This window comes from Saccharothrix deserti, from assembly GCF_009769385.1.
GTDB lineage: Bacteria > Actinomycetota > Actinomycetes > Mycobacteriales > Pseudonocardiaceae > Actinosynnema > Actinosynnema deserti.
Genome location: NZ_ML775964.1, coordinates 84,982 through 111,289, shown reverse-complemented (window position 1 = coordinate 111,289; position 26,308 = coordinate 84,982). Strand labels below are relative to the sequence as shown.

Annotated in this window: 29 protein-coding genes; 16 read left to right on the top strand and 13 right to left on the bottom strand. The window is 71.8% G+C overall.

Going from position 1 to position 26,308, the window contains the following annotated elements; all coding sequences use genetic code 11:
* Positions 1-115 precede the first annotated feature (115 nt).
* The gene (locus FM051_RS10430; protein WP_158842789.1) at positions 116-1,021 is read left to right on the top strand and encodes an EamA family transporter; all 906 of its coding nucleotides are present in this window, start codon (positions 116-118) and stop codon (positions 1,019-1,021) included.
* A 6-nt stretch (positions 1,022-1,027) separates the two neighbouring features.
* Here FM051_RS10430 and FM051_RS10425 read toward each other — a convergent pair whose 3' ends face one another.
* The 7 genes from FM051_RS10425 to FM051_RS10390 form a co-directional block, all read right to left on the bottom strand.
* Entirely contained in the window at positions 1,028-1,507 is a 480-nt protein-coding gene (locus tag FM051_RS10425; RefSeq protein WP_158842727.1) for a hypothetical protein, read from the bottom strand.
* Positions 1,508-1,534: 27 nt separating this feature from the next.
* Entirely contained in the window at positions 1,535-2,608 is a 1,074-nt protein-coding gene (locus FM051_RS10420; RefSeq protein WP_158842726.1) for an ATP-dependent DNA ligase, read from the bottom strand.
* Entirely contained in the window at positions 2,593-3,201 is a 609-nt protein-coding gene (locus FM051_RS10415; protein WP_238412283.1) for an alkaline shock response membrane anchor protein AmaP, read from the bottom strand. The genes FM051_RS10420 and FM051_RS10415 overlap by 16 nt, the downstream gene beginning before the upstream one ends.
* Before the next feature lie 3 nt (positions 3,202-3,204).
* Positions 3,205-3,498 (bottom strand): Asp23/Gls24 family envelope stress response protein, encoded by a 294-nt coding sequence (locus FM051_RS10410; RefSeq protein ID WP_158842725.1) that lies wholly within the window; start codon positions 3,496-3,498, stop codon positions 3,205-3,207.
* A 171-nt stretch (positions 3,499-3,669) separates the two neighbouring features.
* Entirely contained in the window at positions 3,670-3,936 is a 267-nt protein-coding gene (locus tag FM051_RS10400; RefSeq protein WP_158842724.1) for a hypothetical protein, read from the bottom strand.
* Positions 3,936-4,382 (bottom strand): Asp23/Gls24 family envelope stress response protein, encoded by a 447-nt coding sequence (locus tag FM051_RS10395; RefSeq protein ID WP_158842723.1) that lies wholly within the window; start codon positions 4,380-4,382, stop codon positions 3,936-3,938. Before FM051_RS10395 ends, FM051_RS10400 begins: the two co-directional genes overlap by 1 nt.
* 92 nt (positions 4,383-4,474) lie before the next feature.
* Positions 4,475-5,242, bottom strand: coding sequence for a pyrimidine reductase family protein (locus FM051_RS10390; RefSeq protein WP_158842788.1), 768 nt, complete (start codon positions 5,240-5,242; stop codon positions 4,475-4,477).
* 39 nt (positions 5,243-5,281) lie between these two features.
* Between FM051_RS10390 and zapE the strand changes: the two genes are divergently transcribed.
* From zapE to FM051_RS10375, 3 genes are all read left to right on the top strand, one after another.
* A complete protein-coding gene (gene zapE / locus FM051_RS10385) occupies positions 5,282-6,292 on the top strand; it encodes a cell division protein ZapE (protein ID WP_158842722.1) in 1,011 nt (336 codons plus the stop codon).
* Positions 6,293-6,372: 80 nt separating this feature from the next.
* A complete protein-coding gene (locus FM051_RS10380) occupies positions 6,373-6,615 on the top strand; it encodes a DUF3040 domain-containing protein (RefSeq protein ID WP_238412290.1) in 243 nt (80 codons plus the stop codon).
* Positions 6,616-6,752: 137 nt separating this feature from the next.
* Positions 6,753-8,372: an ABC-F family ATP-binding cassette domain-containing protein gene (locus FM051_RS10375; protein WP_158842720.1), complete on the top strand. Its 1,620-nt coding sequence runs from the start codon at positions 6,753-6,755 to the stop codon at positions 8,370-8,372.
* A 4-nt stretch (positions 8,373-8,376) separates the two neighbouring features.
* Here the strand turns inward: FM051_RS10375 and FM051_RS10370 are convergent, their stop codons facing one another.
* Positions 8,377-9,096 (bottom strand): histidine phosphatase family protein, encoded by a 720-nt coding sequence (locus tag FM051_RS10370; RefSeq protein ID WP_158842719.1) that lies wholly within the window; start codon positions 9,094-9,096, stop codon positions 8,377-8,379.
* A gap of 74 nt (positions 9,097-9,170) precedes the next feature.
* On the opposite strand from FM051_RS10370, the gene FM051_RS10365 reads away from it, so the two are divergent.
* Complete coding sequence (locus FM051_RS10365; RefSeq protein ID WP_158842718.1) at positions 9,171-9,806, top strand: hypothetical protein; 636 nt, start codon at positions 9,171-9,173, stop codon at positions 9,804-9,806.
* Here FM051_RS10365 and FM051_RS10360 read toward each other — a convergent pair.
* Positions 9,772-11,142: a DUF2252 domain-containing protein gene (locus FM051_RS10360; protein WP_158842717.1), complete on the bottom strand. Its 1,371-nt coding sequence runs from the start codon at positions 11,140-11,142 to the stop codon at positions 9,772-9,774. The two genes, FM051_RS10365 and FM051_RS10360, sit on opposite strands and share 35 nt — an antisense overlap.
* Before the next feature lie 127 nt (positions 11,143-11,269).
* Entirely contained in the window at positions 11,270-12,484 is a 1,215-nt protein-coding gene (gene rocD / locus FM051_RS10355) for an ornithine--oxo-acid transaminase (protein ID WP_158842716.1), read from the bottom strand.
* 141 nt (positions 12,485-12,625) lie between these two features.
* Between rocD and FM051_RS10350 the strand changes: the two genes are divergently transcribed.
* From FM051_RS10350 to FM051_RS10325, 6 genes are all read left to right on the top strand, one after another.
* On the top strand, positions 12,626-13,495 hold the full coding sequence (locus FM051_RS10350) for a PPK2 family polyphosphate kinase (RefSeq protein ID WP_158842715.1): 870 nt from the start codon (positions 12,626-12,628) through the stop codon (positions 13,493-13,495).
* A gap of 143 nt (positions 13,496-13,638) precedes the next feature.
* Positions 13,639-14,721, top strand: coding sequence for a lactonase family protein (locus FM051_RS10345; RefSeq protein WP_238412282.1), 1,083 nt, complete (start codon positions 13,639-13,641; stop codon positions 14,719-14,721).
* Positions 14,722-14,777: 56 nt separating this feature from the next.
* Positions 14,778-15,518: an SGNH/GDSL hydrolase family protein gene (locus FM051_RS10340; protein WP_158842713.1), complete on the top strand. Its 741-nt coding sequence runs from the start codon at positions 14,778-14,780 to the stop codon at positions 15,516-15,518.
* Between the two features lie 42 nt (positions 15,519-15,560).
* Positions 15,561-16,355 carry a HipA family kinase gene (locus tag FM051_RS10335; protein ID WP_238412281.1) on the top strand — a complete coding sequence of 265 codons (795 nt, stop codon included), beginning with the start codon at positions 15,561-15,563 and terminating at the stop codon, positions 16,353-16,355.
* On the top strand, positions 16,339-16,728 hold the full coding sequence (locus FM051_RS10330; RefSeq protein ID WP_158842712.1) for a DUF3037 domain-containing protein: 390 nt from the start codon (positions 16,339-16,341) through the stop codon (positions 16,726-16,728). The genes FM051_RS10335 and FM051_RS10330 overlap by 17 nt, the downstream gene beginning before the upstream one ends.
* Positions 16,729-16,771: 43 nt before the next feature.
* Positions 16,772-17,923 carry an LCP family protein gene (locus tag FM051_RS10325; protein WP_238412279.1) on the top strand — a complete coding sequence of 384 codons (1,152 nt, stop codon included), beginning with the start codon at positions 16,772-16,774 and terminating at the stop codon, positions 17,921-17,923.
* 71 nt (positions 17,924-17,994) lie between these two features.
* Here the strand turns inward: FM051_RS10325 and FM051_RS10320 are convergent, their stop codons facing one another.
* Positions 17,995-19,185, bottom strand: coding sequence for an MFS transporter (locus FM051_RS10320; RefSeq protein WP_238412277.1), 1,191 nt, complete (start codon positions 19,183-19,185; stop codon positions 17,995-17,997).
* A gap of 48 nt (positions 19,186-19,233) precedes the next feature.
* Here FM051_RS10320 and FM051_RS10315 point away from each other — a divergent pair, with 48 nt between their 5' ends.
* Positions 19,234-19,956, top strand: coding sequence for a TetR/AcrR family transcriptional regulator (locus FM051_RS10315; RefSeq protein WP_158842711.1), 723 nt, complete (start codon positions 19,234-19,236; stop codon positions 19,954-19,956).
* 28 nt (positions 19,957-19,984) lie between these two features.
* Here FM051_RS10315 and FM051_RS10310 read toward each other — a convergent pair whose 3' ends face one another.
* Positions 19,985-20,152 (bottom strand): hypothetical protein, encoded by a 168-nt coding sequence (locus FM051_RS10310; RefSeq protein WP_158842710.1) that lies wholly within the window; start codon positions 20,150-20,152, stop codon positions 19,985-19,987.
* 195 nt (positions 20,153-20,347) lie between these two features.
* On the opposite strand from FM051_RS10310, the gene FM051_RS10305 reads away from it, so the two are divergent.
* The 4 genes from FM051_RS10305 (at position 20,348) to FM051_RS10290 (ending at position 24,883) form a co-directional block, all read left to right on the top strand.
* On the top strand, positions 20,348-21,115 hold the full coding sequence (locus FM051_RS10305) for a 3-hydroxybutyrate dehydrogenase (RefSeq protein WP_158842709.1): 768 nt from the start codon (positions 20,348-20,350) through the stop codon (positions 21,113-21,115).
* Between the two features lie 49 nt (positions 21,116-21,164).
* Positions 21,165-22,502: an MFS transporter gene (locus FM051_RS10300; RefSeq protein WP_158842708.1), complete on the top strand. Its 1,338-nt coding sequence runs from the start codon at positions 21,165-21,167 to the stop codon at positions 22,500-22,502.
* Positions 22,503-22,506: 4 nt separating this feature from the next.
* A complete protein-coding gene (locus FM051_RS10295) occupies positions 22,507-24,357 on the top strand; it encodes a helix-turn-helix domain-containing protein (RefSeq protein ID WP_158842707.1) in 1,851 nt (616 codons plus the stop codon).
* A 247-nt stretch (positions 24,358-24,604) separates the two neighbouring features.
* Entirely contained in the window at positions 24,605-24,883 is a 279-nt protein-coding gene (locus tag FM051_RS10290) for a GatB/YqeY domain-containing protein (RefSeq protein WP_238412276.1), read from the top strand.
* Between the two features lie 77 nt (positions 24,884-24,960).
* Here the strand turns inward: FM051_RS10290 and FM051_RS10285 are convergent, their stop codons facing one another.
* Positions 24,961-26,256 carry an alpha/beta hydrolase family protein gene (locus tag FM051_RS10285; protein ID WP_274383531.1) on the bottom strand — a complete coding sequence of 432 codons (1,296 nt, stop codon included), beginning with the start codon at positions 26,254-26,256 and terminating at the stop codon, positions 24,961-24,963.
* Positions 26,257-26,308 lie beyond the last annotated feature (52 nt).

The window sequence follows — 26,308 nt, the reverse complement described above, 5'->3', positions numbered from 1 at the left end:
CGGTCCCTCGCTCTCTCCACACACCGTTCGGTCTGCCCGAAGGGGCTGGTGTAGAGCCTCACACAGTCCAGGTGAGACTTCGGTGAGCGGGCTGGGGGAGGATGGCCGGGTGGTCATGGTGCACGTCGAAGGCATTCCCGAACGCCGGTACCACCGCTCGGGGCCGTTCGCGCCGGCCGCCAAGGCGTTCGGCGCGATCCCGCCGCCCGCGCTGGTGCTGCTGGGCGTGATCAGCGTCCAGGTCGGCGCGGTGGTGGCGAAGCAGTTGTTCACCCTGGCGGGTGCCGCGGGCACGGTGACGTTGCGGCTCGTGCTGGCCGCCGTCGTGCTGCTCGTGGTGTGGCGGCCGTCGCTGCGGCTGGACCGGCGCACGTACCTGGTCATCGCGGGGTACGGGCTGGTGCTCGGCGTCATGAACCTGACCTTCTACCAGTCGATCAAGCACATCCCGCTGGGCGCGGCGGTCACCATCGAGTTCCTGGGGCCGCTGGCGGTGGCCGTGTTCGGGTCGCGGCGCTGGCTGGACGGGCTGTGGGCGCTGCTCGCGGCGGCCGGTGTGCTGCTGCTGACCAGGGCCGACGGTGGGCTGGCGCTGCCGGGCGTGCTGTTCGCGCTGGCCGCGGCCGTGTGCTGGGCCGGGTACATCCTGCTGACGGCGGCGCTGGGCAGCCGCACGTCGGACGGCAAGGGGCTGGCGTTGGCGATGGTGTTCGGCGCGGCGGTGGCGCTGCCGTTCGGCGTGGCCGAGGCGGGCTCGATGCTGCTCGACCCGGTGGTGCTGATCGCGGGCGCGGCGGTGGCGCTGCTGTCGTCGGTGATCCCGTACTCGCTGGAACTGGAGGCGCTGCGCCGCATCCCGCCGCGCGTGTTCGGCATCCTGATGAGCCTGGAGCCGGGGGTCGCGGCGCTGGCCGGGTTGATCGTGCTGCACGAGTCGCTGCACCCGGCGCAGTGGGCCGCGGTCTTCTGCGTGGTCCTGGCGTCGATCGGGGCGACCCGGACGGCGAGACCCGAGGTGTGAGCGGCCTTAGGTCGGTACCTCGCCGGCCTTCACCGGGAGTTCCGCGGACTTCGGCGGGGGTTCCTCGACGCTCAGCCGCCCGTCGACCAGTTCCCCGCCGCGCTGCTCGAAGATCGTCGCGTAGGTCGTCGAGTACTTGCGGTAGACGGCCAGCAGGTCACCGTCGCCCGTCCCGACCACCTCGGCCCGGAACTCGTCCCTCAACCGGCGCATGGTGTTCACGGCCGCGCGCCGGCTCTGGCTGTGCAGGTAGGGCTTGAACGTCACGTTCAAGCCGCCCACCACCGCCGCCGTGAGCAGCAGCACCTTGCCCAGCACCGTCTCGGACGAGGTGAAACCCACCGCCAGCACGGCGGGCACGAAGATCAATACCACGGTGTAGAGCAGCCCGGTCGTCCGGTGAACGACCCGCCACTGCGACAGCCGGCGGCAGTCGAGCCGCATGCGGTCGTCGAGTTCCTGGATGAGCGCCTCAACGTCAGCCACAATCCGTCACGGTACTCACTCGCGGCGTCACGCGGGGCGAACTTCGCCTCGCAGCACGGATTCCACGTCGTAGCGCGCGGGCTGGTCGAGCTGGTCGTAGCGGCACGACTCGGGCTCGCGGTCCGGCCGCCAGCGGCGGAACTGGCCGTTGTGGCGCAGCCGGGCCGGGGCGACGCCCTCGGTCTGCGTGTACGCGATCTCCAGCACGCGTTCGGGCCGCAACGGCACCCAGTCGGCCTGCTTGCCGCGCCACCGGTTGATCTCGCCGGGCAGGCGGCGGCCGTCCGGCTCCACCAGCCACGGGTGGTCGCCGGACGTGATCAGGTCCTTGAACTCCTGCGCCAGCGCACGCCGTTCGTCCGCCTTGAAGGAGCCGACCACGCCCACGTGGTGGAGGACGCCGGCGTCGTCGTGCAGGCCCAGCAGCAGCGAGCCGACCGCCGTGCCCGGCTCGGTGTCCTTGTGCCAGCGCAGCCCGGCCACCACGCAGTCGGCGGTGCGGGCGTGCTTCACCTTGATCATGCTGCGCTTGCCGGGCGTGTACTCGCCGGCCGCGGGCTTGCCGATGACGCCGTCCAGGCCCGCGCCCTCGAACAGCTCGAACCACTGCAGCGCCAGGTCGGCGTCGGTGGTCGCGGGCGTGAGGTACAGGCCGTCGCCGGGCGTGACCAGGCCTTCCAACGTCGACCGCCGGCTCGTGCACGGCTCGTCCAGCAGCACGTCGTCGCCCACCGCCAGCACGTCGAACGCCACGAAGCTCGCCGGTGTCTGCTCGGCCAGCAGCCTCACGCGGCTCTCGGCCGGGTGGATGCGCTCGGACAGGGCGTCGAAGTCCAGCTTGTCGTCCTTCGCCACGACCAGCTCGCCGTCGACCACGATCCGCGGCGGCAGGGTGCGCAGCAGCGCGGCCTCCGCCTCCGGGAAGTACCGGTTGAGCGGCTTGCCGCTGCGTGACTGCAGGAACACCTCGTCGCCGTCGCGGAACACCAGGCAGCGGTAGCCGTCCCACTTCGGCTCGAACACCAGGTCGACGCCGGTCGGGATGCGGTCGACCGAGTTGGCCAGCATCGGCTGCACGGGAGGGGTCAACGGGAGCGCCACCCGGCCATCCTGCCGGGTGAACCGGCCCGGCGCACGCGTTGACGCTCCCTCTTCGCAAGATCGAGCCGCACCACCGCGGGCAGCACGTCGACACCCAGCGCGGTCCGCGCCCGCGACAGCACCCGCTCGTCCAGTTCACGCCACACCCGCCGGACGTCCGCGCCCTGCCGCAACGTCAACCGCAGCCGCAACGCGGGCGTGCCGACCACGGACACCTTCGCCCCGCCCACCCCGGAGACCTGCTCGGCGTCCGCCTTCACCGCCGCCGCCAACGCCTTGGCGGTGAGCACCACGTCGTGCTCCAGGAGCAGGTCGGGATGCCGTTCCGGGCGCACCGCGCGCCACGCCCACCGCAGCCCGAGGAACACGACCAGCAGACCCGGCACGATCAGCCCGATCCGGACGGGCAGCAGGTGCCGGCGCGCCCAGTCGAGCGCGACCGGGTCGAGCACCGGGCGGTCCACCCAGGACCACTCCGGCACCGGCCACCGCCGGCCGGACCAGTGCCACCCGACCGCGCCGACCACCAGCGCCCCGGCACCGGCCACCGCCAGCCCGAGGAACGGCGACAGCACCCGCAGCAGAACCCGCATCGCCTACTCCACTCGCGGCCGGGTCTCGGCGCGCAGCGCGGACACCGTCACGGCGACCGACCGGACCCGGTACCCGGTGATCCGCTCGACCTCCTCGGTGACGCTGCGCCGCACGTCCGCGGCGGCCGTGCGGACCGGCGCCGGGTAGCGCAGCGCCACCTTCACCGCGACCGCCACGTCACCGCCCGACCCGTCGACCTTCACCGACGCGCCCGGCCGGGTCCCCGGCACCAGGCGGACCGCGTGCGCGACCACCTTCCGCACGACGGACGGGTGGATCTCCAGGGTGCCCCTCACTTGTCGCGGCCCCGGCCGAGCAGATCGGCGAGGTCGATCTCGCCGTCCAGCACCCGGCCGGCGACCAGCCCGATCACCCCACCGCCAGGGTCACCAGGAAGGCGGTGAAACCGCTGGTCGCGGCCAGGCCCAGGACCAGGCCGGCGAGCAGTCCGGTCTGCGTCGCGCTCATCAGCTCTCCTCCTCGGGGTCGACGAGGTCGGACACCACGACGTCCACCGGCACCGGTCCGGCGACCTGGGCCACCTTCGCCCGCAGTTCCGCCACCACCTCGGTGATCGGGCGGCCCAGCCGCAGCACCACCGCGACCTCCACCCGTTCCTCGACCCGCACCCCGACCACGTGCCGTCCCGGCAGGTAGGAGGCGAACACGCCGTCGAGCCGGGCCACGGCCGGGTGCGCGAGCAGGGCGGCCTCGACGTCCTCGGAGACGTGCATCACTCGACCCGGGCCTGCGCCGACTCGGTCTCCTCGTCATCCTCGGGCAGGTGGATGTCGTTGACCGCGATGTTGACCTCGATGACCTCCAGCCCGGTGATCCGCTCCACGGCGGTGATCACGTTGCGCCGCACGGCGCGCGCCAGGTCGACGATGCCCGCGCCGTACTCGACCACGATGTCCAGGTCGATCGCGGCCTGCTTCTCGCCGACCTCGACGGCGACGCCCGCGGTGTTCGCGGTGCCCGCGCCGGGGATCCGCTCGCGCAGGGCGCCGAACGCCCGCGACACGCCGCCGCCCAGGGCGTGCACGCCGGAGATCTCCCGCGCCGCGATGCCCGCGACCTTCTGCACGACCGACGAGGCGATCGTGGTCCTGCCCTGCGCGGTGTCGTCGGCCAGGCGGGCGGGGACGTTCTCGGGCTTGACGGCGGTGGTCTGCGCCATGGGAAGTCCTTTCCGAATCGTCGCGTGCACGTTCGGATGCGGACCGTATCCGGGTCAGGACGTGGATGTGGCGCGCGTCACCGGATCAGGCGTCACCGGGTTTCAGGTCGGACCTGCGGCAACCCGGCCTTGCGATAACGCAGCAGCAGCGCGCTTTCGTGGTGCAGCACGGACTCCAGTTCCATCGACCGCGGTGTCGGCGGCAGCGGCCCGGCCGAGATCCGCCCGGCGTCACCACCGGCGAGCAGCGGGGCGAACGTCACGCACAGCACGTCCACCAGGTCCGCCTCGATCAGCGCGCCGAACACCGTCGGCCCGCCCTCGCAGTCGACCCGGCGCAGCCCGCGCTCGTCGAGCGCCGCCAACGCCAAGCCCATGTCCACGGTCTCGTCACCGGCGACGACCACGTCCGCGCCCGCCGCCGCGAGCGCGTCGCGCCGTTCGACCGGCGCGACGTGCGTGGTGAGGATGATCGGCGGCACGGACGTGCTGGTCAGCAGCGTGGACGTCGGCAGGATCGAGCACCGCGCGGTGACCACGGCGATCGGCGGCACCGGCGCGAGCCCCAGCCGGGCCCGCCGCGACGCGCGGACCTCGCCCGCCTTGACCCCGTGGTAGCCCTCGATCAGGGCCGTGCCCGCGCCGACCAGCACCACGTCGCACAGGTCGCGGCCGAGCATGAACACCTTGCGGTCGGCCTCGTTGCCCAGGCCGCCGGACTTGCCGGCCACCGACACCGCACCGTCCAAGCTGGACACGAAGTTCACCTGCACCCACGGCCGGTCCAGTCCGTCGGGGTAGTCGTAGAGGCGTTCCAGCTCTGTGTCGGTGATCTCGTCACCGCGTGGTGGCCACAACATCCGCACGACCACATCCCAACACGCCGTTACCATCCGAGCATGTCCGCCCCTCCGCGCCTGTCCGACCGGATCCCGCACGTAGCCGCGGACGAACTGGTGGACGCCATGGTGCCGCCGCCCCGGTTCGACGGCGTGCGCTTCGACACCTACCTGCCGAACCCCGAGGAGCCGAGCCAGTCGGCGGCCGTGCGGGCGTGCCGGGAGTTCGCCGAACGCGTGTCCGAGGGCGGCAGCCGGGGCTGGCTCGGTCAGCTGTTCAAGCGGTCCAACGACGACGACGCCAAGCCCGGCCTGTACCTGGACGGCGGGTTCGGCGTGGGCAAGACCCACCTGCTGGCCTCGATCTGGCACGCCGTGCCCGGCCCGAAGGCGTACGGCACGTTCGTGGAGCTGACGAACCTGGTCGGCGCGCTCGGCTTCGCCGAGACGGTGCGCCGGCTGTCGTCGCACAAGCTGCTCGCGATCGACGAGTTCGAGCTGGACGACCCGGGCGACACGATGCTGGTCACCCGCCTGATCAAGGAGCTGACCGGTGCGGGCGTGTCGGTCGCGGCGACGTCGAACACGCTGCCGGACAAGCTCGGCGAGGGCCGGTTCGCCGCCGCGGACTTCCTGCGCGAGATCCAGTCGATGTCGGCGAAGTTCACCGTGGTCCGGGTCGACGGGCCCGACTACCGCCACCGCGGCCTGCCGGACGCGCCGCCGCCCATGGCCGACGAGGACCTGGTGGCCAAGTCCGAGAGCACGCCGGGCAGCACGCTGGACGATTTCGCCGACCTGTGCGCGGCCCTGGCCAGGATCCACCCGTCGAGCTACGGCCGGCTGGTGGACGGGGTGACCGCGGTGCACCTGCGCCACGTCCGGCCCGCGCCCGATCAGGCGGTGGCGTTGCGGCTGGTGGCGTTCGGCGACCGCCTCTACGACCGGGACATCCCGGTGGCGGTGTCCGGTGATCCGCTGTCCGAGCTGTTCACGGCCGAGATGCTGCGCGGCGGCTACCGCAAGAAGTACCTGCGGGCGGTGTCCCGGCTCGTCGCGCTGTCCCGTTGAGCCATTCGCCGCGTTTGCCGGACGAAACCCCCGTTCAGCGGTGGTTTTGCGGTTTTGGCGCCGGGTATCCCACGGCCGTGATGAGCGAAGCGGAACGCCGCACCCTGAGTGAGATCGAGAGCAGACTCGCGGACGAGGAGCCGGGCCTGGCCTCGGCACTCGTCGCCGGGAAACCCCGGCACCCGGTGCTCAGCTACGCCCTCGTGGCCACGTTCACCGGCCTGGGCGTGCTGTTGCTGTTCCTTGGAGCGTTCGGTCCCGCGCTGGCCTCGTTGGGGTTCGGCGCGATCCTCGTCTTGATGCGCGGCTACACGTGGCGTTGAGCGGTGCCCGGTCCTCCGGGCACCGGGTCGCGGCGCGCTCATCCGCAGGCGACCGGTGACCAGGGACCCGCGTCACACTTCGCCGATACCGCCAAATCAGTTGGCCATGAGGCGTGGCCATGCCCCACCATGCGCGGGTGGGATACCTGGACGCCAACGGCCTCGCCTTCCGACTGCCGGACGGCCGTGAGCTGTTCCGCGACGTGTCGTTCAAGGTCGGCACGAACAGCGTGGTGGCGTTGGTCGGCGCCAACGGCGTCGGCAAGACCACGTTGTTGCGCATCCTGTCGAACGAGTTGGTGCCCACCGCGGGCAGCGTCCGCGTGCAGGGCGGCCTGGGCGTGATGCCGCAGTTCGTCGGCTCCGTCCGGGACGAGAGCACCGTCCGCGACCTGCTGCTGGCCGCGTCACCCGCGCCGCTGCGGGCCGCCGCCGCGGAACTGGACGCCGTCGAACTCCAGCTCATGGAGACCGACGACGAGCCGACCCAGATGCGCTACGCCGACGCGATCACCGCGTGGGGCGAGGTCGGCGGCTACGACGCCGAGGTGCTGTGGGACACGGTCACGGTGGCCGCGCTGGGCGTCCCGTTCGACCGGGCCCGGTTCCGCGAGGTCCGCACCCTCTCCGGCGGCGAGCAGAAACGCCTGGTCCTCGAAGCGCTGCTGCGCGGGCCGGAACAGGTGCTGCTGCTCGACGAGCCGGACAACTACCTGGACGTGCCGGGCAAGCGGTGGCTGGAGGAACGGCTGGGCGAGACCGGCAAGGCAGTGCTGCTGGTCAGCCACGACCGGGAACTGCTCGACATCGCCGCCACCCACGTCGTCACGGTCGAGGCGCACTCCGCGTGGACGCACGCCGGTTCGTTCGGCACCTGGCACGCCGCCCGCGCGTCCCGCATCGAACGCCTCGCCGAGCTGCACCGCCGCTGGAACGAGGAGCACGAGCACCTCAAGGAACTCGTCCGCACCCTGCAGATCCAGGCCCGGATCAGCGAGGTGATGGCCGCCAAGTACCGGGTCATGCGGGCCAAGCTGGAGCGGTTCGAGGAGGCGGGCCCGCCGCCGGAGCTGCCGACCGACGAGAAGGTGACGCCCCGGCTGCGCGGCGGTCGCACCGGCGTGCGCGCGATCACCTGCCAGAACCTCGAGCTGACCGGGCTGATGAAGCCGTTCGACACGGAGATCTTCTTCGAGGACCGGGTCGCCGTGCTCGGCTCGAACGGCTCGGGCAAGAGCCACTTCCTGCGGCTGCTCGGCGGCGGCGACGTCGCACACACGGGCGTGTGCCGCCTGGGCGCGCGCGTGGTGCCGGGCCTGTTCGCGCAGACCCACCAGCACCCGGAGTGGATCGGCCGCACGCTGGTCGACATCCTGTGGCACGGCTCGGACGGCCGCGCGGGACGCGACCGGGGCGCGGCGATGGCGGTGCTCAGCCGCTACGGCCTGGGCAAGCAGGGCGACCAGCGGTTCGAGACGCTGTCCGGCGGGCAGCAGGCGCGGTTCCAGGTGCTGCTGCTGGAGCTGTCCGGCGCGACGCTGCTGCTGCTCGACGAGCCGACCGACAACCTCGACCTGAACTCGGCCGAGGCGTTGCAGGACGCCCTGGAGGGGTTCACCGGCACCGTCGTCGCGGTCACGCACGACCGGTGGTTCGCCCGCGGGTTCGACCGGTTCCTGCTGTTCCGGTCGGACGGCGAGGTGGTCGAGGTGGACGAGCCGGTGTGGGACGAGGCGCGGGTGAAGCGGGCCCGGTGAGCGCTCAGGCCGTGCGGGTCGCGGTGTCCTCGGACGTCGTCGGCTCGGCGCCTTGCTCGACCAGGTGAGCGGCTTCGAATTCCCGCTCCAGCACCCACAGCCCCTCCTCGCGCCGCCACGACGTCAGCGACCCGTTGGGCACCACCGAGTTGCGCGCGAACGCCGCGATGTCCCGCTCCGGCAGGCACTCCAGCAGGTAGCGCAGCAGGTACGCGGTGATCTCGTGCCCGAACAGCAGCACCCGCCGACCGTCCAGGTCCCGCAGCAGCGACCGCAGCCGCAACGCCACGTCCGCCCACGACTCGCCGCCGGGCGGCCGGTAGTAGAACTTGCCGAGCCGCCGCTCGCGCGCCGACTCCTCCGGGTACCGCTTGGCCACGCCGTGGGTGGTCAGCAGGTCCAGCACGCCCAGTTCGCGGTCGCGCAGCCGCTCGTCCACCAGCGTCCGCGGGTGCCCGCGCAGGGCGAGCCGCGCGGTGTCGATGGTCCGCCGGTACGGCGAGGACACCACCAGGTCCGGCCACTGCTCGCGGGGCATCGTGGCGAACCACCGCCCCAGCGCCCGGCCCTGCCGCTCGCCTTCGGGGGACAGCGGCACGTCCGCGTCGCGCAGCGGGATGTCGATCATCTCGTGCCCGGCCGCCTCCGCGGCGTGCCACGCCACGTTGCCGCTGCTCTCGCCGTGCCTGATCAGCCCTATCCAGTCCACCCCAAGAGAATCCACCCCAGCCAACTTAGCCGCACGGCGCCGCTCGGGCACTCCCTGGCGTTCACCTCGGAGCGGTAGAACTTGCGTCCGTGGACCACGTGGACGCGTACTGCGAGCGCCTTGCGCCGGGGCTCTGGGCCGAACCGCTCAACGCCGTGAGCAACGCCGCCTTCCTGATCGCCGCGGCACTGCTGTGGTGGCGCCACCGGCCGCGGCCCAAGAGCCTGCGGGCGCTGCCGGTGCTGCTCGCCCTGGTCGGGTTGGGCAGCCTGAGCTTCCACACGGTGGCCGACACGCTCACCAACTGGTTCGACGTCGGCTTCATCGCGGTCTACGTGATCTGGTACCTGATCGTGTTCGCGCACTACTACCTGAACGCCCGGTGGGTGCTCGCGTGGTTGGCCGCGCCGGCGTTCGTCGTCCTGGCGGTGGCCACCGGTCCGCTCACCTCGGTCGTCCCCGGCGGTTCGGGCATCTACCTGGCGCCGTTCCTGTCACTGCTGATCATCGCGGTGATCGCGTGGGCGCGCGGCCTGCCGTGGCACGACCTGGCGCGGGCGGCGGGCGTGTTCGTGGTGTCGGTGACCCTGCGGACGCTCGACCAGCCCCTGTGCGGGGCGTGGCCGAGCGGCACGCACTACTTCTGGCACCTGTTCAACGCGGTGGTGCTGTTCCTGGTGGCCCGGCAGGTCATTCGATTTCAGCAGGCAGCCGACCGGACCTGACCGCCGCCGCCAGCGCCTCGTGGTCGGCACTGGTCTGGTCGGCGTAGTCCAGCGCGTACCGGGCGATCGCGTCGTCCAGGTCCTCGCCGTCCTCGCAGTACCCGGCGAGCAGCCGGGGGTCCACCGACCGGCTGTGCGCGCGGGCCAGCAGCGCGCCCGCGAGCCGGCCGTAGTCGTCCAGGTCGTCCCGCTTCAACGTGGTCGCGTCGATCTCGCCCTTGCGGTTGCGGAACTGGCGGACGATGAACGGGCGTCCCTCGATCGTGGTCCAGCCGAGCAGGATGTCGGTCTCCGCCTGCACGAGCCGCGCGCCGTGCACGATCCGCTTGCCCTCGTGCTTCACCGCCGGTGCGTCGAGGAACGGGGCCAGCGTCGACGGTCGCGCCTCCTTGGCCTGGAGGACCAGTGCCTCGTCACCGTTGCCGTGCAACAGGATCAGGTAGTTGCGCCAGCCGACGCTGCCGGTGCCGACCACGCGGAACGCCACGTCCGACACGCCGTAGCGCATGATCAGGTTGAACCGCGACTCGCGCAGCGTGTCCACATAGGACGGCAACGCGTCGACGACGGATTGCGCGACGTCCGGGGAGATCCGGGTCAGCACCGGGGGATCGGAGACGAACCGGATGTGCTCGCCCTCGCGCCGGGTCCACTTCGCCGCCACCCGGGCGCTGGTGTTCTTGCGCGCCTTGGACGCGGCCTTGCTGAAGTTGTCCAGCAGGTCGTCGGCCTTGGTCTTGGTCAGCACCGACTCGTCGAACAGCGCGCTCCACGAGTCCAGGAACGGGATCTCGGCCAGGTGCCGTGCCGCGTCCCGGTAAGCGCGCACCGCGTCGGACGCCGCGTCGCGGCAGCCCTTCTCGGACACGCCGCCTTCCCGGCCCGCCAGCACCAGCGACGTCGCCAACCGCTTGAGGTCCCACTCCCACGGGCCGGGCAGCGTCTCGTCGAAATCGTTGATGTCCATCACGATCTTGCCCTCGGGCGTGCCGTAGAGGCCGAAGTTCGCCGCGTGCGCGTCACCGCACAGCTGCGCGTCCAGCCCGCTGCGCGCGCCGACGGCGAGATCGCCCGCCATGAGCCCGGCGCTGCCCCGGAAGAACGCGAACGGCGAGGCGAGCATCCGGCCGGTCCGCAGCGGCACCAGCTCCGGCAGCCGGCCGGCGTTCGACGTGCCCATGAACTCGACCACGGTCGGCCGGTCCGGCGCGAGCGGCATCTTGCGGTGCGCCTCGTGGCTCACCGCCGCCCGCAGCTCGCGGCCGCGCGCCAGGACTTCTCCAGGTTCCGCCCACTGTCCCAGCGCGACAGCCGCTTCGGCCCGCTTCGGTTTCATGGCCGCTGCTCCGCAGACGGCGGCGAGGCCGCCTGGAAGTCGGCAGTTCGAGCCTGATTTTCCGACGATCGAAAAGCGTGATCGCCGGAAAACGAGTCTCGACCTACCGACGCGGCCTCGCAGGGGTTCACCCGAGCACCTTAGCGATCGCGTCCAGGCCCTGGTCCAACTCCTCACGCGTGATCACGAGCGGGGGAGCGACGCGCAGGGTGGTGTCCTGGGTCTCCTTGCACAGCACGCCGAGCCCGGCCAGCGCCTCCGACGCCTCACGTCCGCGCGGCCCGCCGGGCGCGATCTCCACGCCGGCCCACAGCCCGCGCCCGCGCACCTCGGCGACACCGTGCCCGATCAGCTCGCCGAGCCGGGCGTGCAGGTGGTCGCCCAGTTCGCGGGACCGCTCCTGGAACTCGCCGGTCGCCAGCAGCCGCACCACCGCCCGGCCGACCGCGCAGGCCAGCGGGTTGCCGCCGAACGTCGACCCGTGCTCACCGGGCCGCAGCACGCCCAGCACCGCGCGGCTGCCGACCACCGCGGACACCGGCATGATCCCGCCGCCCAACGCCTTGCCCAACGTGTACAGGTCGGCCCGCACGCCGTCGTGGTCCAGCGCCAGCAGGTCGCCGGTGCGACCGAGGCCGGACTGGATCTCGTCCGCGATCAGCAGCACGTTGTGCTCGTCGCACAGCGCCCGCGCCCCCGCCAGGTAGCCCGCCGGCGGCACGACCACGCCCGCCTCACCCTGGATCGGCTCCAGCAGCACGGCCGCCGTCCGCTCGGTGATCGCGTCCCGCAGCGCGTCCAGCGACCCGTAGTCGACGATCTTGAACCCCGGCGTGAACGGGCCGTAGTCGTTGCGCGCGACGGCGTCGGTGGAGAACGACACGATCGTGGTGGTGCGGCCGTGGAAGTTCGACCCGGCGACCACGATCTCGGCGGTGCCGTCCGGCACGCCCTTCACCCGGTACGCCCACTTGCGGGCCACCTTGATCGCCGATTCGACGGCCTCCGCGCCGGAGTTCATCGCGAGCACCATCTCGGTGCCGGTCAGCTCCGCCAGCTCGCGGCAGAACAGGCCGAACTGGTCGTGGTGGAACGCGCGGCTGGTCAGCGTGACCCGGCCCAACTGCTCCACCGCGGCGGCCACCAGGTCCGGGTGGCGGTGCCCGAAGTTCAGCGACGAGTAGCCGGACAGGAAGTCCAGGTACCGGCGTCCCTCGACGTCGGTGACCCACGAGCCCTCGCCGTGGGAGATCACGACCGGCAGCGGGTGGTAGTTGTGCGTGCTCCATTCCTCGTCGAGCGCGATGAACTGCTGGGAGGTGGGAGCGACGGTGGCGGTCATGTCACCAGGCTAAGGGGCCTGCGCCAGCGATTTCATCCGTCAGCTGTTGCGCGTCCGGGGTCTTCGTTGCGCAATCGATCTGTTTCGCGGCGATCCGTTGTGCGGCGCGTACGGCGACGACCAGCCGGTTACCCTCCGACGATGGCCAAGAAGTCCGCGCAGGTCCAGTCGATATCGGAGGCTTTCCGGGTGAACCCGGAGGAGTTCGACCTGGCGAAGGTCGACCCGGCCGCGACCACGGTCGGTCCGCAGTCGAAGGTCGAGGCCGCCGATGACGTGGCGGCGATCGGGGACGAGCTGGACCGGCTCCAGGAGGCGCTGTACGCGGAGGGCGTGGGCGGCGGGCGTCGGCGGGTGCTGCTGGTGCTCCAGGGCATGGACACCTCCGGCAAGGGCGGCACGATCCGGCACGTCGCGGGCCTGGTCAACCCGCAGGGCCTGCACATCGCCTCGTTCAAGAAGCCGACCCGCGCCGAGATGCGGCACGACTTCCTGTGGCGCATCCGCCGCCAGGTGCCGCTGCCCGGCTACATCGGCGTGTTCGACCGCTCGCACTACGAGGACGTGCTGGTCACGCGGGTGGACAACCTCGTGCCGGCGGCCGAGTGGCGTCGCCGGTACCGGCAGATCAACGCGTTCGAGGCGGAACTGGCCGGGCAGGGCGTGACGACGGTCAAGTGCTTCCTGCACATCTCGCCGGAACGGCAGCGCGAACGGCTCATCGCCCGCCTGGAGGACCCGCTCAAGCAGTGGAAGTACAACCCGCAGGACCTCCAGGCGCGGGCCAAGTTCTCCCGCTACCAGTTGGCCTACCAGGACGCGCTGGTCAAGTGCGCGACGTCGGACGCGCCGTGGTTCGTCGTGCCGTCGGACCGCAAGTGGTACCGGAACTGGGTGGTCGCCCGGCTGCTGCTGGAGACGCTGCGCGACCTCGCGCCCGAGTACCCGGGGCCCTCCTACGATCCGGGCGTCGAGTTGGCCCGGCTCCGGGAATCCGACCCGTTGCGCTAAATGCAATCTTCGTTGCGCCTCTTGCTTCCGTGTGATGGTCCAGGCCACTGTGGGACCCGCCGTGGGCGGTCGAGCGGAGGTTCGGTGTGGTGGTGGACAGGCGGCGGTTCCTGGGGGCTGTCGGCGTGGGAGCGGGGTTGTTGATGACCGAGGGTGTCGCTCGAGCGGACGAGGGTGGAGCGGACGGGTCACGCGCGGAGGTCCGCGTCTACCTGGGCACCTACACGTCGTGGCCGGGCGGTGGCACGGGCATCGGGCTCGGTCTGTACGACACCGCGACCGGCGGGCTGCGCGTCACCGGCGTGGTGGAGGACGTGCCCAACCCGTCGTTCGTGATCGGCGCGGGACGGCGGGTGTACGCGGTCAACGAGCAGTCCGACGGCGAGGTCACCGCGCTGGCGGTCGGTCCGGACGGCGTGCCCAAGGTGATCAACAGCCAGAGCACCGGCGGCGCGGACCCGTGCCACCTGGCTCTGCACAAGGGTTTCCTGCTGTCGGCTAACTACAGCTCGGGCAGCGTGGCCGTGCACCCGGTGCGACCCGACGGTGGGCTGGGCGAGCGCACCGACCTCGCGGTGCACCGGGGCAGCGGGCCGGACCCGGAACGGCAGGAGGGGCCGCACGCGCACCAGGTGCTGCCCGACCCGGCCGGCGAGTTCGTGCTGGCGGTCGACCTGGGCACCGATTCGGTCTACAGCTACCGGCTGGGCGACCGGGGCGGGCTCACCCTCGCCGGCACCGCCCGCGTGCACCCAGGCGCGGGACCGAGGCACCTGGCGTTCCACCCGTCCGGCAGGTTCGCCTACATCGCCAACGAACTCGACTCCACGATCGTGGTGGCGACCTACGACCGGGGTGTGCTCAAGCCCGGCCCGAAGGTGAGCACGCTGCCCGCCGGCGCGCCGACCACGCCGCGCAACTACCCGGCCGAGATCCTCGTGTCGGCGGACGGTCGGTTCGTCTACCTGTCCAACCGGGGCCACGACAGCGTGGCCGTGTTCGCCGTCGAACGCGGCGGCGCGGCGTTGCGGCTGGTGGAGGCGGCGCCGGTCGGCGGGAAGTTCCCCCGGCACATCACGCTCGACGCGGCCGGGCGGTTCCTGCTCGCGGCCAACCAGAACTCGGACGACATCACCACGTTCGCGGTCGACCGGACGACCGGGAAGCTGCGTCCGGTCGGCACTGTCGACGCGCCGATCCCGGTGTGCGTCGCACTGAAGGGGTAACTCCCGACGGGTTAACTTCGGCCTGGCGCACCGTCCACAGTGGTATGCCGGGGGGCATGAGGATGCTGGCGTTCGCACTGCTGATGGCCCTGACCCCCGCACCGGCCGCGCCGGAGCTCGTCGCGTTGGGTGACTCCTACGCGGCGGGCACCGGCGCGGGCGACGAGGCGATCGACGACTGCCGGCGGAGCCCGCACGCCTACCCGAGACTGTGGGCGCAGCGCAACGGCGCGTCGCTGGTGATGAGCGCCTGCGCGGGGGCCGACACGGCCGCGGTGGCGCGGCAGGCGGAGCGCATCACGCCGTCGACCACGCTGGTCACCATCACCGCGGGCGGCAACGACGCCGGGTTCCGCGACGTCATGACGACCTGCACGACCGGCGACGACGACGAGTGCGTGAGCCGGGTCGGCGCCGCCGAGCGGTTCATCCGGGACCAGCTGCCCGGCCGGCTGGACGCGCTGTACGGCGCGGTGCGCGGCCGGACGTCGGCCGAGGTCGTCGTGCTCGGCTACCCGCGGCTGTTCTCGTTCGAGTCGTGGTGCCTGATGAGCGGGAAGAAGCGGGAGGCGGTGAACCGGGCGGCCGACGTGCTGACCGAGGTGATCGGGAAGCGGGCACGTGCGGCCGGGTTCGAGTTCGCCGACGTGCGCAAGGCGTTCGACGGGCACGGCGCGTGCTCCGACGAGCCGTGGGTGAACGGCCTGGTGCTGATCCCCGTCGACCGGTCCTACCACCCGAACCGGGCCGGTCACGAGTCCGGCTACCTCCCGGCGTTGACGGCGGCGGCCCGGTAACCGGTTGGCGGTCACGGCCGTCGATTGACCATGATGCGGGGCGTGAACTCCACGAATGGTCTGCGCCGAGTCGCGGCCACCCGCTACGTCACGCCCTTCCGGGAGGGCGGTTCGCTCCCCGGGCTGGTCGAAGCCGACGACCTGGGCATGTACGTGCTCAAGTTCCGCGGCGCGGGCCAGGGCGTGAAGGCGCTGATCGCCGAGATCGTGGTCGGCGAACTGGCCCGCCGCCTCGGCTTCAAGGTGCCGGAGATCGTGCTGGTCGAGCTCGACCCCGAGATGGGCCGGTCCGAACCGGACCAGGAGGTGCAGGAGCTGCTGAAGGCCAGCGGCGGGCTGAACCTGGGGTTGGACTACCTGCCCGGCTCGTTCGACTACAACCCGGTGGTGCGCGAGCCCGCCGCCGATCTCGCCACCCGGCTGCTGTGGCTGGACGCGCTCACGCTCAACGTGGACCGCAGCTGGCGCAACCCGAACACCCTGCTGTGGCACCGGGAGCTGTGGCTGATCGACCACGGCGCCTCGCTGTACTTCCACCACTCGTGGCGGCCGGACCGGTTCCCGGCGGCGAGCTACCGGTTCGACGCGGCCGACCACCTGATGCTGCCGTTCGCGGGCGACCTGGCCGAGGTGGACGCCGAGCTGTCCGCCCGCGTCACACCCGAGCTGGTGCGCGAGGTGCTGGCGCTGGTGCCGGACCAGTGGCTCGCGCAGGACGAGACGTTCGGCACACCGCCCGCCGTGCGCGAGGCGTACGAGTCGTTCTTCACCGCCCGCCTGGCCGCGCCGCGCACGTGGGTCGACGCGCTGGAGGCCGCCCGTGCCGCACGTGTTTGAGTACGCGGTGCTGCGCGCCGTGCCACGGCAGGAGCGCGGCGAGTTCGTGAACGTCGGGGTGCTGGTCTACTGCCCGGCGCTGGACTTCCTCGGCGCCCGCGTGCACGTGGACGAGGCGCGGTTGCTGGCACTGGACCCGTTCCTGGACGTGGAGGTGCTGCGGGCGAACCTGGAGCACCTGGGGTTGTCGTGCGACGGCGCGCCGACGGCGGGCCCGGTGTCGCGCACGTCGCCGGGGCAGCGGTTCCGCTGGCTGACCGCGCCGCGCAGCACGATCATCCAGACCTCGCCCACGCACACCGGCCTCACCGAAGATCCGGAGGCCGAGCTGAACCGTCTGCTGGCGGTTCTCGTGCTCCCTCTGGAGCACTAAGGTGGCAACCTCTCGCCGCGCACCGCGTCTTTAGGTGCGAGCAGTGACCGACACACGGACGGGGCCGTTGATGAGCGCCGGATACCAGCAGGGCGGGTATCAGCAGGGCGGATACCGACAGGGCGGGCAACCGCGACAGGCCGGATACCAGCAGGGCGGTCCGCGGCAACGCGGCCCTCAGCCGGGTGGGTACCGGCAGGACGGGTACCGGCAGCAGGCCGGACCGCGTCCGGCGGTCAAGCGCCGCAAGCCCAGAATCGGGCGGATCATCTCGATCGTCCTGGTCGTGCTGCTGGTGCTGGGTGTCGGCATGTGGTTCTACGTCGACTCCTCGCTGCGCCGGATCGACGCCCTGACCGACTACGAGGACAGGCCGGCCGACACACCGGGCACCAACTGGCTGCTCGTCGGGTCGGACGCGCGTGACGACCTGACCGAGGCGCAGAAGGCCGAACTGTCCACAGGTGACGCGGGCGGTCAGCGCACGGACACCATCATGCTGCTGCACATCCCGGAGGGCTCCGGGAACTCCACATTGGTGAGTGTGCCGCGCGACTCCTATGTGGACATCCCGGGCAACGGCAAGAACAAGATCAACGCGGCGTTCGCGTTCGGCGGCGCGCCCTTGCTGGTGCAGACCGTCGAGGGCGCCACGGGCATCCGCATCGACCACTACATGGAGATCGGCTTCGGCGGGTTCGCCGGGATCGTGGACGCGGTCGGCGGCGTGGACATGTGCATCGAGGAGCCGATGCAGGACCCGTTGGCGGGCCTCGACCTCCAGACGGGCTGCCAGGAGCTGGACGGCGCGCAGGCGCTCGGCTTCGTGCGCTCGCGGGCGTTCGCCACGGCCGACCTCCAGCGGGTGGAGAACCAGCGCAAGTTCCTCGCCGCCCTGTCGGAGAAGGCGACGAGCTTCGGCACGCTGGCCAACCCGTTCAAGGCGTTCCCGCTGCTGTTCGCGGGCACGGACTCGATCTCGGTGAACTCCGACGACCACCTGCACAACCTGGCGGGCATGGCGTTCGCCATGGGCGGGGGAGTGGACACGGTCACCGTGCCGGTGGGCGGCACGCCGACCGTGCCGGGCGCGGGGTCGGTCGTGCAGTGGGACCGGGAGAACGCGCTGCGCCTGTTCGGCGCTCTGGAGAAGGACGAGGCGGTTCCGGCCGACCTGCTCCCGCAGCCGAAGTAGCGGACAGTCAGTCGAAGGTCGGGCCGCCGGGCACTCGCGCCCGGCGGCCCGACCGTTTTCTACGCCGTTTTCTACGCCGTGGTGACCGGGATGTCGGCGACGCCGAGCCGCCGCACCGCCCGTGGCACGACGAACGCGCCCGCGAGGATCATCCCGGCGGCCACCACGCACGCCACCCACCAGTTCGCGCCGTCGTACAGGGCGCCCGCCACCAGGCTGCCGATCAGCGCGCCGACCAGGCACGCCGCCTCGTACACGCCCATGGCCCGGCCGACCCGACCGTCGGACGCCTCGGCGATCACGGCCTGCTGCACCGGCATCACCGCCGCCCACGCCAGCCCGCTGAGCACCCACAGCGCCGCGATCACGTACGGGTTGGGCGCCCACGCGAGGCTCGCCGCGAACACGCAGCTGGCCAGTGACGCGACCGTCAGCACCCGGCGGCGGCCGAACCGCAGCACGTACCGGTGCAGGTACTCGGCGGCGGCGCTCATCGCGATCGCGCCGGGCAGGAACACGAGCGCGACCTCCTGCACCTCGAGGCCGAACCCGCGTTGCAGGTGCAGGAGCAGCAGCAACCCGACGGCCGCCTCCGCCGCCGTGGTCATCACCACCGCGAACAGCATCGGCCGCAACCGCTTGCCCACCGCGCCGAGCCCGGCCGCCGCCACGCCCTCACCGGTGCGTTCCCGGCGGCGCGGCGCCGACATCAGGAACACCGCCGCCGTCACGCACGCCGCCGCGCACGCCCAGAACACGCCCGCGAAACCGATGACGCCCAAGGCCGTCATCCCGACCACGAACGCCACCCAGGACCCCGTCTCCTGGGCGGAGAGCAGGCGCGGGAACACCGCCGAGTCCTCGGCCAGCCGTTCGCTGACGATGGCCCGCACGGCGACCCACAGCAGCGCGCCCCCAGCGCCGCCGACCGCCGCCGCGCCGTACGCGAGCGGTGCGCTCTGCGCCAGCGCGTACCCGGCGCAGGACAACGCGTAGAGCAGTGCGCCGATGGCGGCGGTGTGCCGTCGTTCCCAGCGGTCCGCCAGCACGCCCGCGAACGGCCGCACGACCACCGACAACGCCATCTCGACCGCCATCAGCACGCCGACCTCGGTCGCGCTCAGCCCGATGGTCGCGCCCGCCCACAGCGGTAGCACGAAGTCGATCAGCTCGGTCGGCCCGTTGGTCAGCGTCGCCGCCGTCAACGTGCGCCGTTCCCGTCGAACCCCCGGTGTCTTCGCGTCCCCCACGTCGTCCCCCAAACCCCGAACATCGTTCGTTCAACTCCGAACGGTATACTGAGTTTCACCATGAACGCAAAGGAAGACGCGCAGCGGCGAGTGCTGGAGCTGCTGTGGAAGGACCCCCGCCGCCCGGCCCGGGGCCCGCAACGGGGCCTCACGATGGAACGGATCGTGGCCGCCGCGATCCAGGTGGCGGAGACCGAGGGTCTGGCCGCGCTGTCCATGCGTCGGGTGGCGGTCGAGTTGGGCGTCGGCACGGCGTCGCTCTACACGTACCTGCCGGGCAAGGCCGAGCTGGAAGCCCTGATGGTCGAGGCGATCGGCGCCGACGACCCGCTGCCGGACGACTGGCCGGGCGACTGGCGCGACAAGCTGGAGGCGTGGGCCCGCACCGACCGCGAGACCTACCGCAAGCACCCGTGGATGCTGCACGTCGTCGCCACCGCCCGCGCGCCGGGCCCGAACATGCTGCGGTGGCTGGACTCGGCGTTGCGGGTGCTGGAGGGTGTCGGGCTGACCGAGGCCGAGAAGGTGGCGGTGATCGAGTCGATCGACGCCTACGTGCGCGGCCAGGTCCGGCTGAGCCTCGACCACCCCGAGCCGAGCCCCGACGAGGTGCGCGAACGCGACGCCGTGCTCGGTGAGCTGGTGGACTTCGCGCCCTACCCGGCGCTGGTCGCGGCCGTGCGGGCGGGCGTCTCGCCGTACGCGGAGGACAAGTTCGAGTTCGGGCTCCGGCTGATGCTGGACGGCGTCGAAGCCCTCATCGCCGGCCGCGCGGCAGGGTGACCCACGCGCGCGGCCGGCCCTGGTGGTCTCAGTCCTCGGCGGGGCCGGTCTGCTGCTCGGCCTCGGTCGCGGCCTCGGTCGTGCTGTCCGCGGCGGTCTGCGCGGTGGCGGTCTGCACTGCCTCGGCGGCCTCGCTGACGAGGATGATCCCCTCGAACTCGCGCAGCAGGTCGTCGTAGATCGGCGTGAGTGACACTTGGTAACCCCCAAAACGTGGTTCGTCCCCCGAACGGGCCAAAGCAGCCTACCTATGGCCGCACCCTCGCTTCACCCGGTATTCGACAACTGGATCACCGCCGCGCTAACTGTTGGCTAAACACACCTGCCGCCCACACGTTGTGGCGACCGCTCACATGGGCGGTGAACCGCAGGTCACCTAGCGTTTCCGGTCATGACGAGTGTCACCGGTCACAGCGACGACCTGTCCGGTCGCACCGCCCTGGTCACCGGCGCCGGCAGCGGCATCGGGCGGGCCTGCGCGGTCGCCCTCGCGCGGGCCGGGGCGAAAGTGCACCTCGTCGACCGCGACGCCGAGTCGGTCGCCGACGCGGCCCGCGAGACCGGCGGCACCGAGCACGTGGTCGACCTCGCCGCCGAAGACCCCGCCCGGGACCTGCCCACCGAGGTCGACATCCTGGTCAACAACGCGGGCCTGCAGCACGTCGCCCCGATCCACGAGTTCCCGCCCGAGAGGTTCACGCTCCTCCAGCGGGTCATGGTCACCGCGCCGTTCCTGCTCGCCCGGCACGTCCTGCCGCACATGTACCAGCGCGGCTGGGGACGGGTGGTGAACGTCTCCAGCGTGCACGGCTCCCGTGCCAGCGCGTTCAAATCCGCCTACGTCGCCGCCAAGCACGGCCTGGAAGGGCTGAGCAAGGTCATCGCCCTGGAAGGCGCGCCGCACGGCGTCACCAGCAACTGCGTGAGCCCCGGCTACGTGCGCACCCCGCTGGTCGAGAACCAGGTCGCCGACCAGGCCCGCGCGCACGGCATCGAGCCCGAGCAGGTGCTCGCCGACGTGATGCTCACCCGGCACGCCATCAAGCAACTCGTCGAACCCGCCGAGGTGGCCTCCGTCGTGCTGTGGCTGTGCGGCGCGCACTCCGGCCACGTCACCGGCTCGACGTTCACGATCGACGGCGGCTGGACCGCCCAGTAAGCCGCCCAGTAAGCCTCGTCCCCCCACCCCCAACGAAGTGGTGACCGACATGAGCAACGCCGCCCCTCCGCAGCCGAAACCCACCTTCGCCAAGGTCGTCATAGCCAGCCTCATAGGCACGACCATCGAGTGGTACGACTTCTTCCTCTACGGATCCGCCGCCGCCCTGGTGTTCAACAAGCTGTTCTTCCCCACGGCGGACCCGCTCACCGGCACCCTGCTCGCGTTCACCACCTACGCGATCGGCTTCCTGGCCCGTCCGCTGGGCGGCCTGGTGTTCGGCCACTTCGGCGACAAGCTCGGCCGCAAGAAGCTGCTCGTGCTCAGCCTGGTGCTGATGGGCGGCGCGACGTTCGCCATGGGCCTGCTGCCCACGTACGCCGCGATCGGTGTCGGGGCGCCGCTGCTGCTGACGCTCCTGCGGCTGGTGCAGGGCTTCGCGCTGGGCGGCGAGTGGGGCGGCGCGGTGCTCATCGTGTCCGAGCACGGCAGCGCGGAACGGCGCGGTTTCTGGGCGTCGTGGCCGCAGGCGGGTGTGCCGATGGGCAACCTGCTGGCCACCGCCGTGCTCGCGGTGCTGGCCGGCGTGCAGAGCGACGAGGCGTTCCTGTCGTGGGGCTGGCGCGTGCCGTTCCTGCTGTCCGGTGTGCTCGTCCTGATCGGACTGTGGATCCGGCTCAGCGTGTCGGAGTCGCCGATTTTCCTCGAGGCGCAGAAGAAAGTCGAGGCAGGGAAGATCCAGGAGAAGCCACCGATCGTGTCGGTGGTGCGCGACCACTGGCGCGAGGTGCTGATCGCGATGGGCGCGCGCATGGCGGAGAACGTCTCGTACTACGTGATCACCGCGTTCATCCTGGTCTACATCACGTCGGAGCTGGGCATGTCGCGTTCGACCGGCCTGAACGCGGTGCTCATCGCCTCGGCCGTGCACCTGGTGACGATCCCGCTGTGGGGCGCGCTGTCCGACCGCATCGGCCGTCGCACCACGTACCTGATCGGCGCGGTCGGCATCGGCCTGTGGATGTTCGCGTTCTTCGCGCTGCTGGACACCAGGTCGTTCCTGCCGATCACGCTGGCCGTGACGGTCGGACTCCTGCTGCACGGCGCGATGTACGGGCCGCAGGCGGCGTTCTTCTCCGAGCTGTTCGGCACGAAGGTCCGCTACTCGGGCGCGTCCATCGGCTACCAGCTCGCGTCGATCGCGGCCGGCGCCGTGGCACCTCTGATCGCGACCGCACTGCTCTCCGCCTACGACAGCACGTTCCCGGTCGTGCTGTACGTGCTCGGGATGTGCGTGCTGACCGTGATCGCGGTCTTGGCGGCGAAGGAAACCAAGGGCACGTCGTTGAACCGAACCGTCACCGAGCCGGCATCGGTGTCAGCATGAGGGCATGAGCGAGGCGGACGCGGTGGAGCACCTGCTGGAGTTGCTCGACCTGCTCGCGACCGACGCGGGCAGTGAGCGGCTGGCGGCGGTGCTCCCCGCGGCGCGTGCGGCGGGGGTGCCGGATCGCGAGTTGGACCGCATCGCCCGCGCCACGGAGTGGGCGTTGCGGATCCGCCGCACGCTCACCGCTCACCGCCGCCGTGAAGCCGAACTGGAAGCGCTCTTCGATACCGCGAACGACCTGGCCGGCGTGCGCGACCCGGACGCCGTGCTGCGGTCGATCGTCCGACGCGCCCGGCTGCTGCTGGGTGCGGACATCGCGTATCTGAGCATGAACGAACCGGGCGAACGCGGCACGTACATGCGGGTGACGGACGGCTCGATCTCCGCTCTGTTCCAACAAGTCCGGCTCGGTATGGGCGAGGGACTCGGTGGGCTGGTGGCACAGACCGCGCAGCCTTACGTGACCGCCGACTACTTCGCCGACGACCGGTTCAACCACACCGGCCCGATCGACGCGGCGGTGCGTGACGAGGGCCTGGTCGCGATCCTCGGCGTGCCGCTGAAGCTCGACCGCCGGGTCATCGGCGTGCTCTACGCGGCCAACCGGTCGCCGCGCCAGTTCCCGCCCGACGAGGTGGCGCTGCTGTCGTCGCTGGCCGACCACGCCGCCATCGCGTTGGACACGGCGCACCTGCTGGAGGAGACCCGCGCCGCGGGCGAGACGATCCGCGCGCACAACGAGGCCATGCGCCGCGCCGAGGACGCCCACGACCGGCTCACCGACCTGGTGCTGCGCGGCGCGGACGTGCCCGAGGTGGCCGCCGCCGTGGCCAAGGTGCTCGACGGCGGGATCGTGGTGCACGACAACGACGGCGCCGAGTTGGCCCGCATCGGCACGTCCCGCGCCCTCGCGCCGCGGACCGCGGTCAACGCCTCCCGCGCCAGCGGCCGGGCCATCCCGCAGGACGGCACGTGGGTGTGCGCCGTGCTGGCGGGCCGTGAGCTGCTGGGCAGCATCACGCTCACCGACCGCCCGGATCTCGGTGACGCCGACCGCAGGCTGTTCGAACGCGCGGGCGTCGTCACCGCCCTGCTGCTGCTCCTGCGCCGCACGGTCGCGGAGGCGGAGAACAAGGTGCGCGGCGAGCTGATCACCGACCTGTTGACGTCCGCGGTGGATTCGGTCGCGTTGCGCGCCCGTGCCCGCCGGGTCGGCGTCGAGCTGGCCGCCGACCACGTGGTGCTGGTCGCGGACGGCCCACGTGACCGCCTGCTCGCCGCCGCCGCGCACCACGCGTCCGCCGGTCGTGGGCTGGCGGGCGTGCACGGCGAACACGTCGTGCTGGTGCTCCCGGGCGCGGATCTGGCGTGCGCGGCGAGGGACGCGGCGCGGATGCTGGGCAAGGCGGTCGGCCTGCCGGTGACCGTCGGTTCCGGTGGACCGGCGCACGGCCCGGAAGGCGTCGCCGCCGCGCACGCCGAGGCCGTGCGGTGCCTCAAGGCGCTGCTCCAACTGGACCGCAAGGGCACCGGCGGCACGTTGGCCGACCTGGGGTTCGTCGGCGTCCTGCTGGGCGACCGGGCCGACATCGCCGGCTACGTCCGCGCCACCCTCGGCCCCCTGCTGGACTACGACGCGAGCCGAGGCACCGAACTGGTCCGCACGATCACCGCGTACTTCGCGTGCGGCGCGAACCTCAGCCGTGCCAAGGACGAGCTGCACGTGCACGTGAACACGGTCGTGCAGCGCCTGGACCGGGTGGCGAGCCTGCTGGGCGAGGACTGGCAGTCACCGGAGCGGGTGCTGGAGGTCCAGCTCGCGCTCAGGCTGATGAAGGTGCTGGGCTCGTGATGGTGCTGGTCCAACCGTGCACTGGTGTGGATCGGCCAGCGCGACTTCGGATCATGATCGGCAACCCGCGGGACCCCGATATCGTACAGCCGTATTGCTACGGTCGTCCTACCCGGTACGGCGGCCCCGATGCCATGTCCCCCCACTCGGATTGGGATCTCGACATATGCGCGCCAGCCTGCGTGACGACCTGAAAGCGGCTCTCAAGGGCCGGAACGTCGTCGCCATCACCGCACTCCGTTCCGCCTTGGCGGCGATCGACAACGCCGAGGCCGTCCCCACCGACCACTCGTTGGACGGCGTCACGGGGAATGAACACGTTGCGGGAGCGGCAAGCGGCCTGGGTGCGGCAGAAGCGGAACGTCGTCACCTCACCGAGGCCGATCTGCGGTCGATCGTCGAAAACGAAATACGGGAGCGCTCGGTCGCCGCGGAGGAGTACGACCGGCTCGGCCGCACCGACCTCGCCGACCGACTCCGTGCCGAGGCCGAGGTGCTGAGCCGGTACCTGCCACCGGTTCTTTGACGACTCCGGTTCTTTGACGACTCCGGGTCCCGCCGCTCGGCCGCCCCCAGAGCACACCGAGCGGCGGGACGCTGCGGTTACGACAGCGCGCACTCCGTCGTGCTCACCGCCGCCGGGCGGGGGACGGTTGCCGACGCGGGTGGTCGCGTGCCCGACAGCCAGCCCTCCAGCGCGGTGAACGCCGAGCGGTGGCACGGGGTCAGCGGCCGGAGGCGGTCCGGGAACGCGTCGAACAGCGAGTCCACGTGCGTGCCTCCCTCGATCCGGTAGTAGCGGAACAGCGCGCCGCGTCCGGCCCGGCGCACCATGTCCGCGTACACGTCGGAGTCCTGGGAGATGGGCAGCAACACGTCCAACGTGCCGTGCAGGGTGAGCAGCGGCCTGCCGATCCGCCCGGTCAACGCGATCCGCGAGACGGCCCGCTGCGCCTCCGGTCGCGAGAAGTAGTCGTAGTCCGCGTCGCACAGCGGCGTGCCGGGCGCGCAGAACGGCGTGCCCGCCTCCTGCGCGCCGTCCCAGGTCGGGTCCAGTTCCTCGCGGTAGATCCGCTGGGTGAGGTCCCAGTAGTACTGGTGGTGGAACGGCCACAGGAACTCCGACTCGGCGGGGAACCCGGCCGCCGCCACCGCCGCCTTGTCACCGGTCGCGTACCCCGTCAACGCGGGCGGCAGGAACGTCAGCAGGTTCGGGCCCCGCGCGGTCCACAGGGTGCCCTCCCAGTCCACGCCGCCGTCGTACAGCTCGGGGTGGTTCTCCAGCTGCCACCGCACCAGGTAGCCGCCGTTGGAGATGCCGGTGGCCAGGGTCCGGGACGGCGGCCGGCAGTACCGCTGCGCCACCACGGCCTTCGCCGCGCGGGTCAGCTGGGTGACCCGGTGGTTCCACTCCACGATCGCGTCACCGGGCCGCGTGCCGTCCCGGTGGAACGCCGCACCGGTGTTGCCCTTGTCGGTCGACGCGAACGCGTACCCGCGGGCCAGCACGAAATCGCTGATCGCGCGGTCGTTGGCGTACTGCTCCCGCACACCGGGGGAGCCCGCCACGACGAGGCCGCCGTTCCAGCGCTCCGGCAGCCGGATCACGAACTGCGAGTCGTGCGCCCAACCGTGGTTGGTGTTGCCGGTCGAGGTGTCGGGGAAGTAGCCGTCCACCTGCACCCCCGGCACGGGGGTCGGCGCGGGCAGGCCCGCCGGGGTGAGGCCGGCCCAGTCGGCGGGATCGGTGTGCCCGCCCGCGGTGGACAGGTCGGCGTGGGTCAGTTCCTGGTGCGCGGCACCGGGAACGCGCAGGGGCCCGCATCCTTGGGCGGACGCGGGAACGGCCTGCGCCGTCGTCGCGAGGAGCGCTGCGATCAGCGGAACGGCGATGTTCACCCGTGGCACGGTAAGACGGCCCGCCTTGCGGCGTAATGGGTCCGGTCGCCAT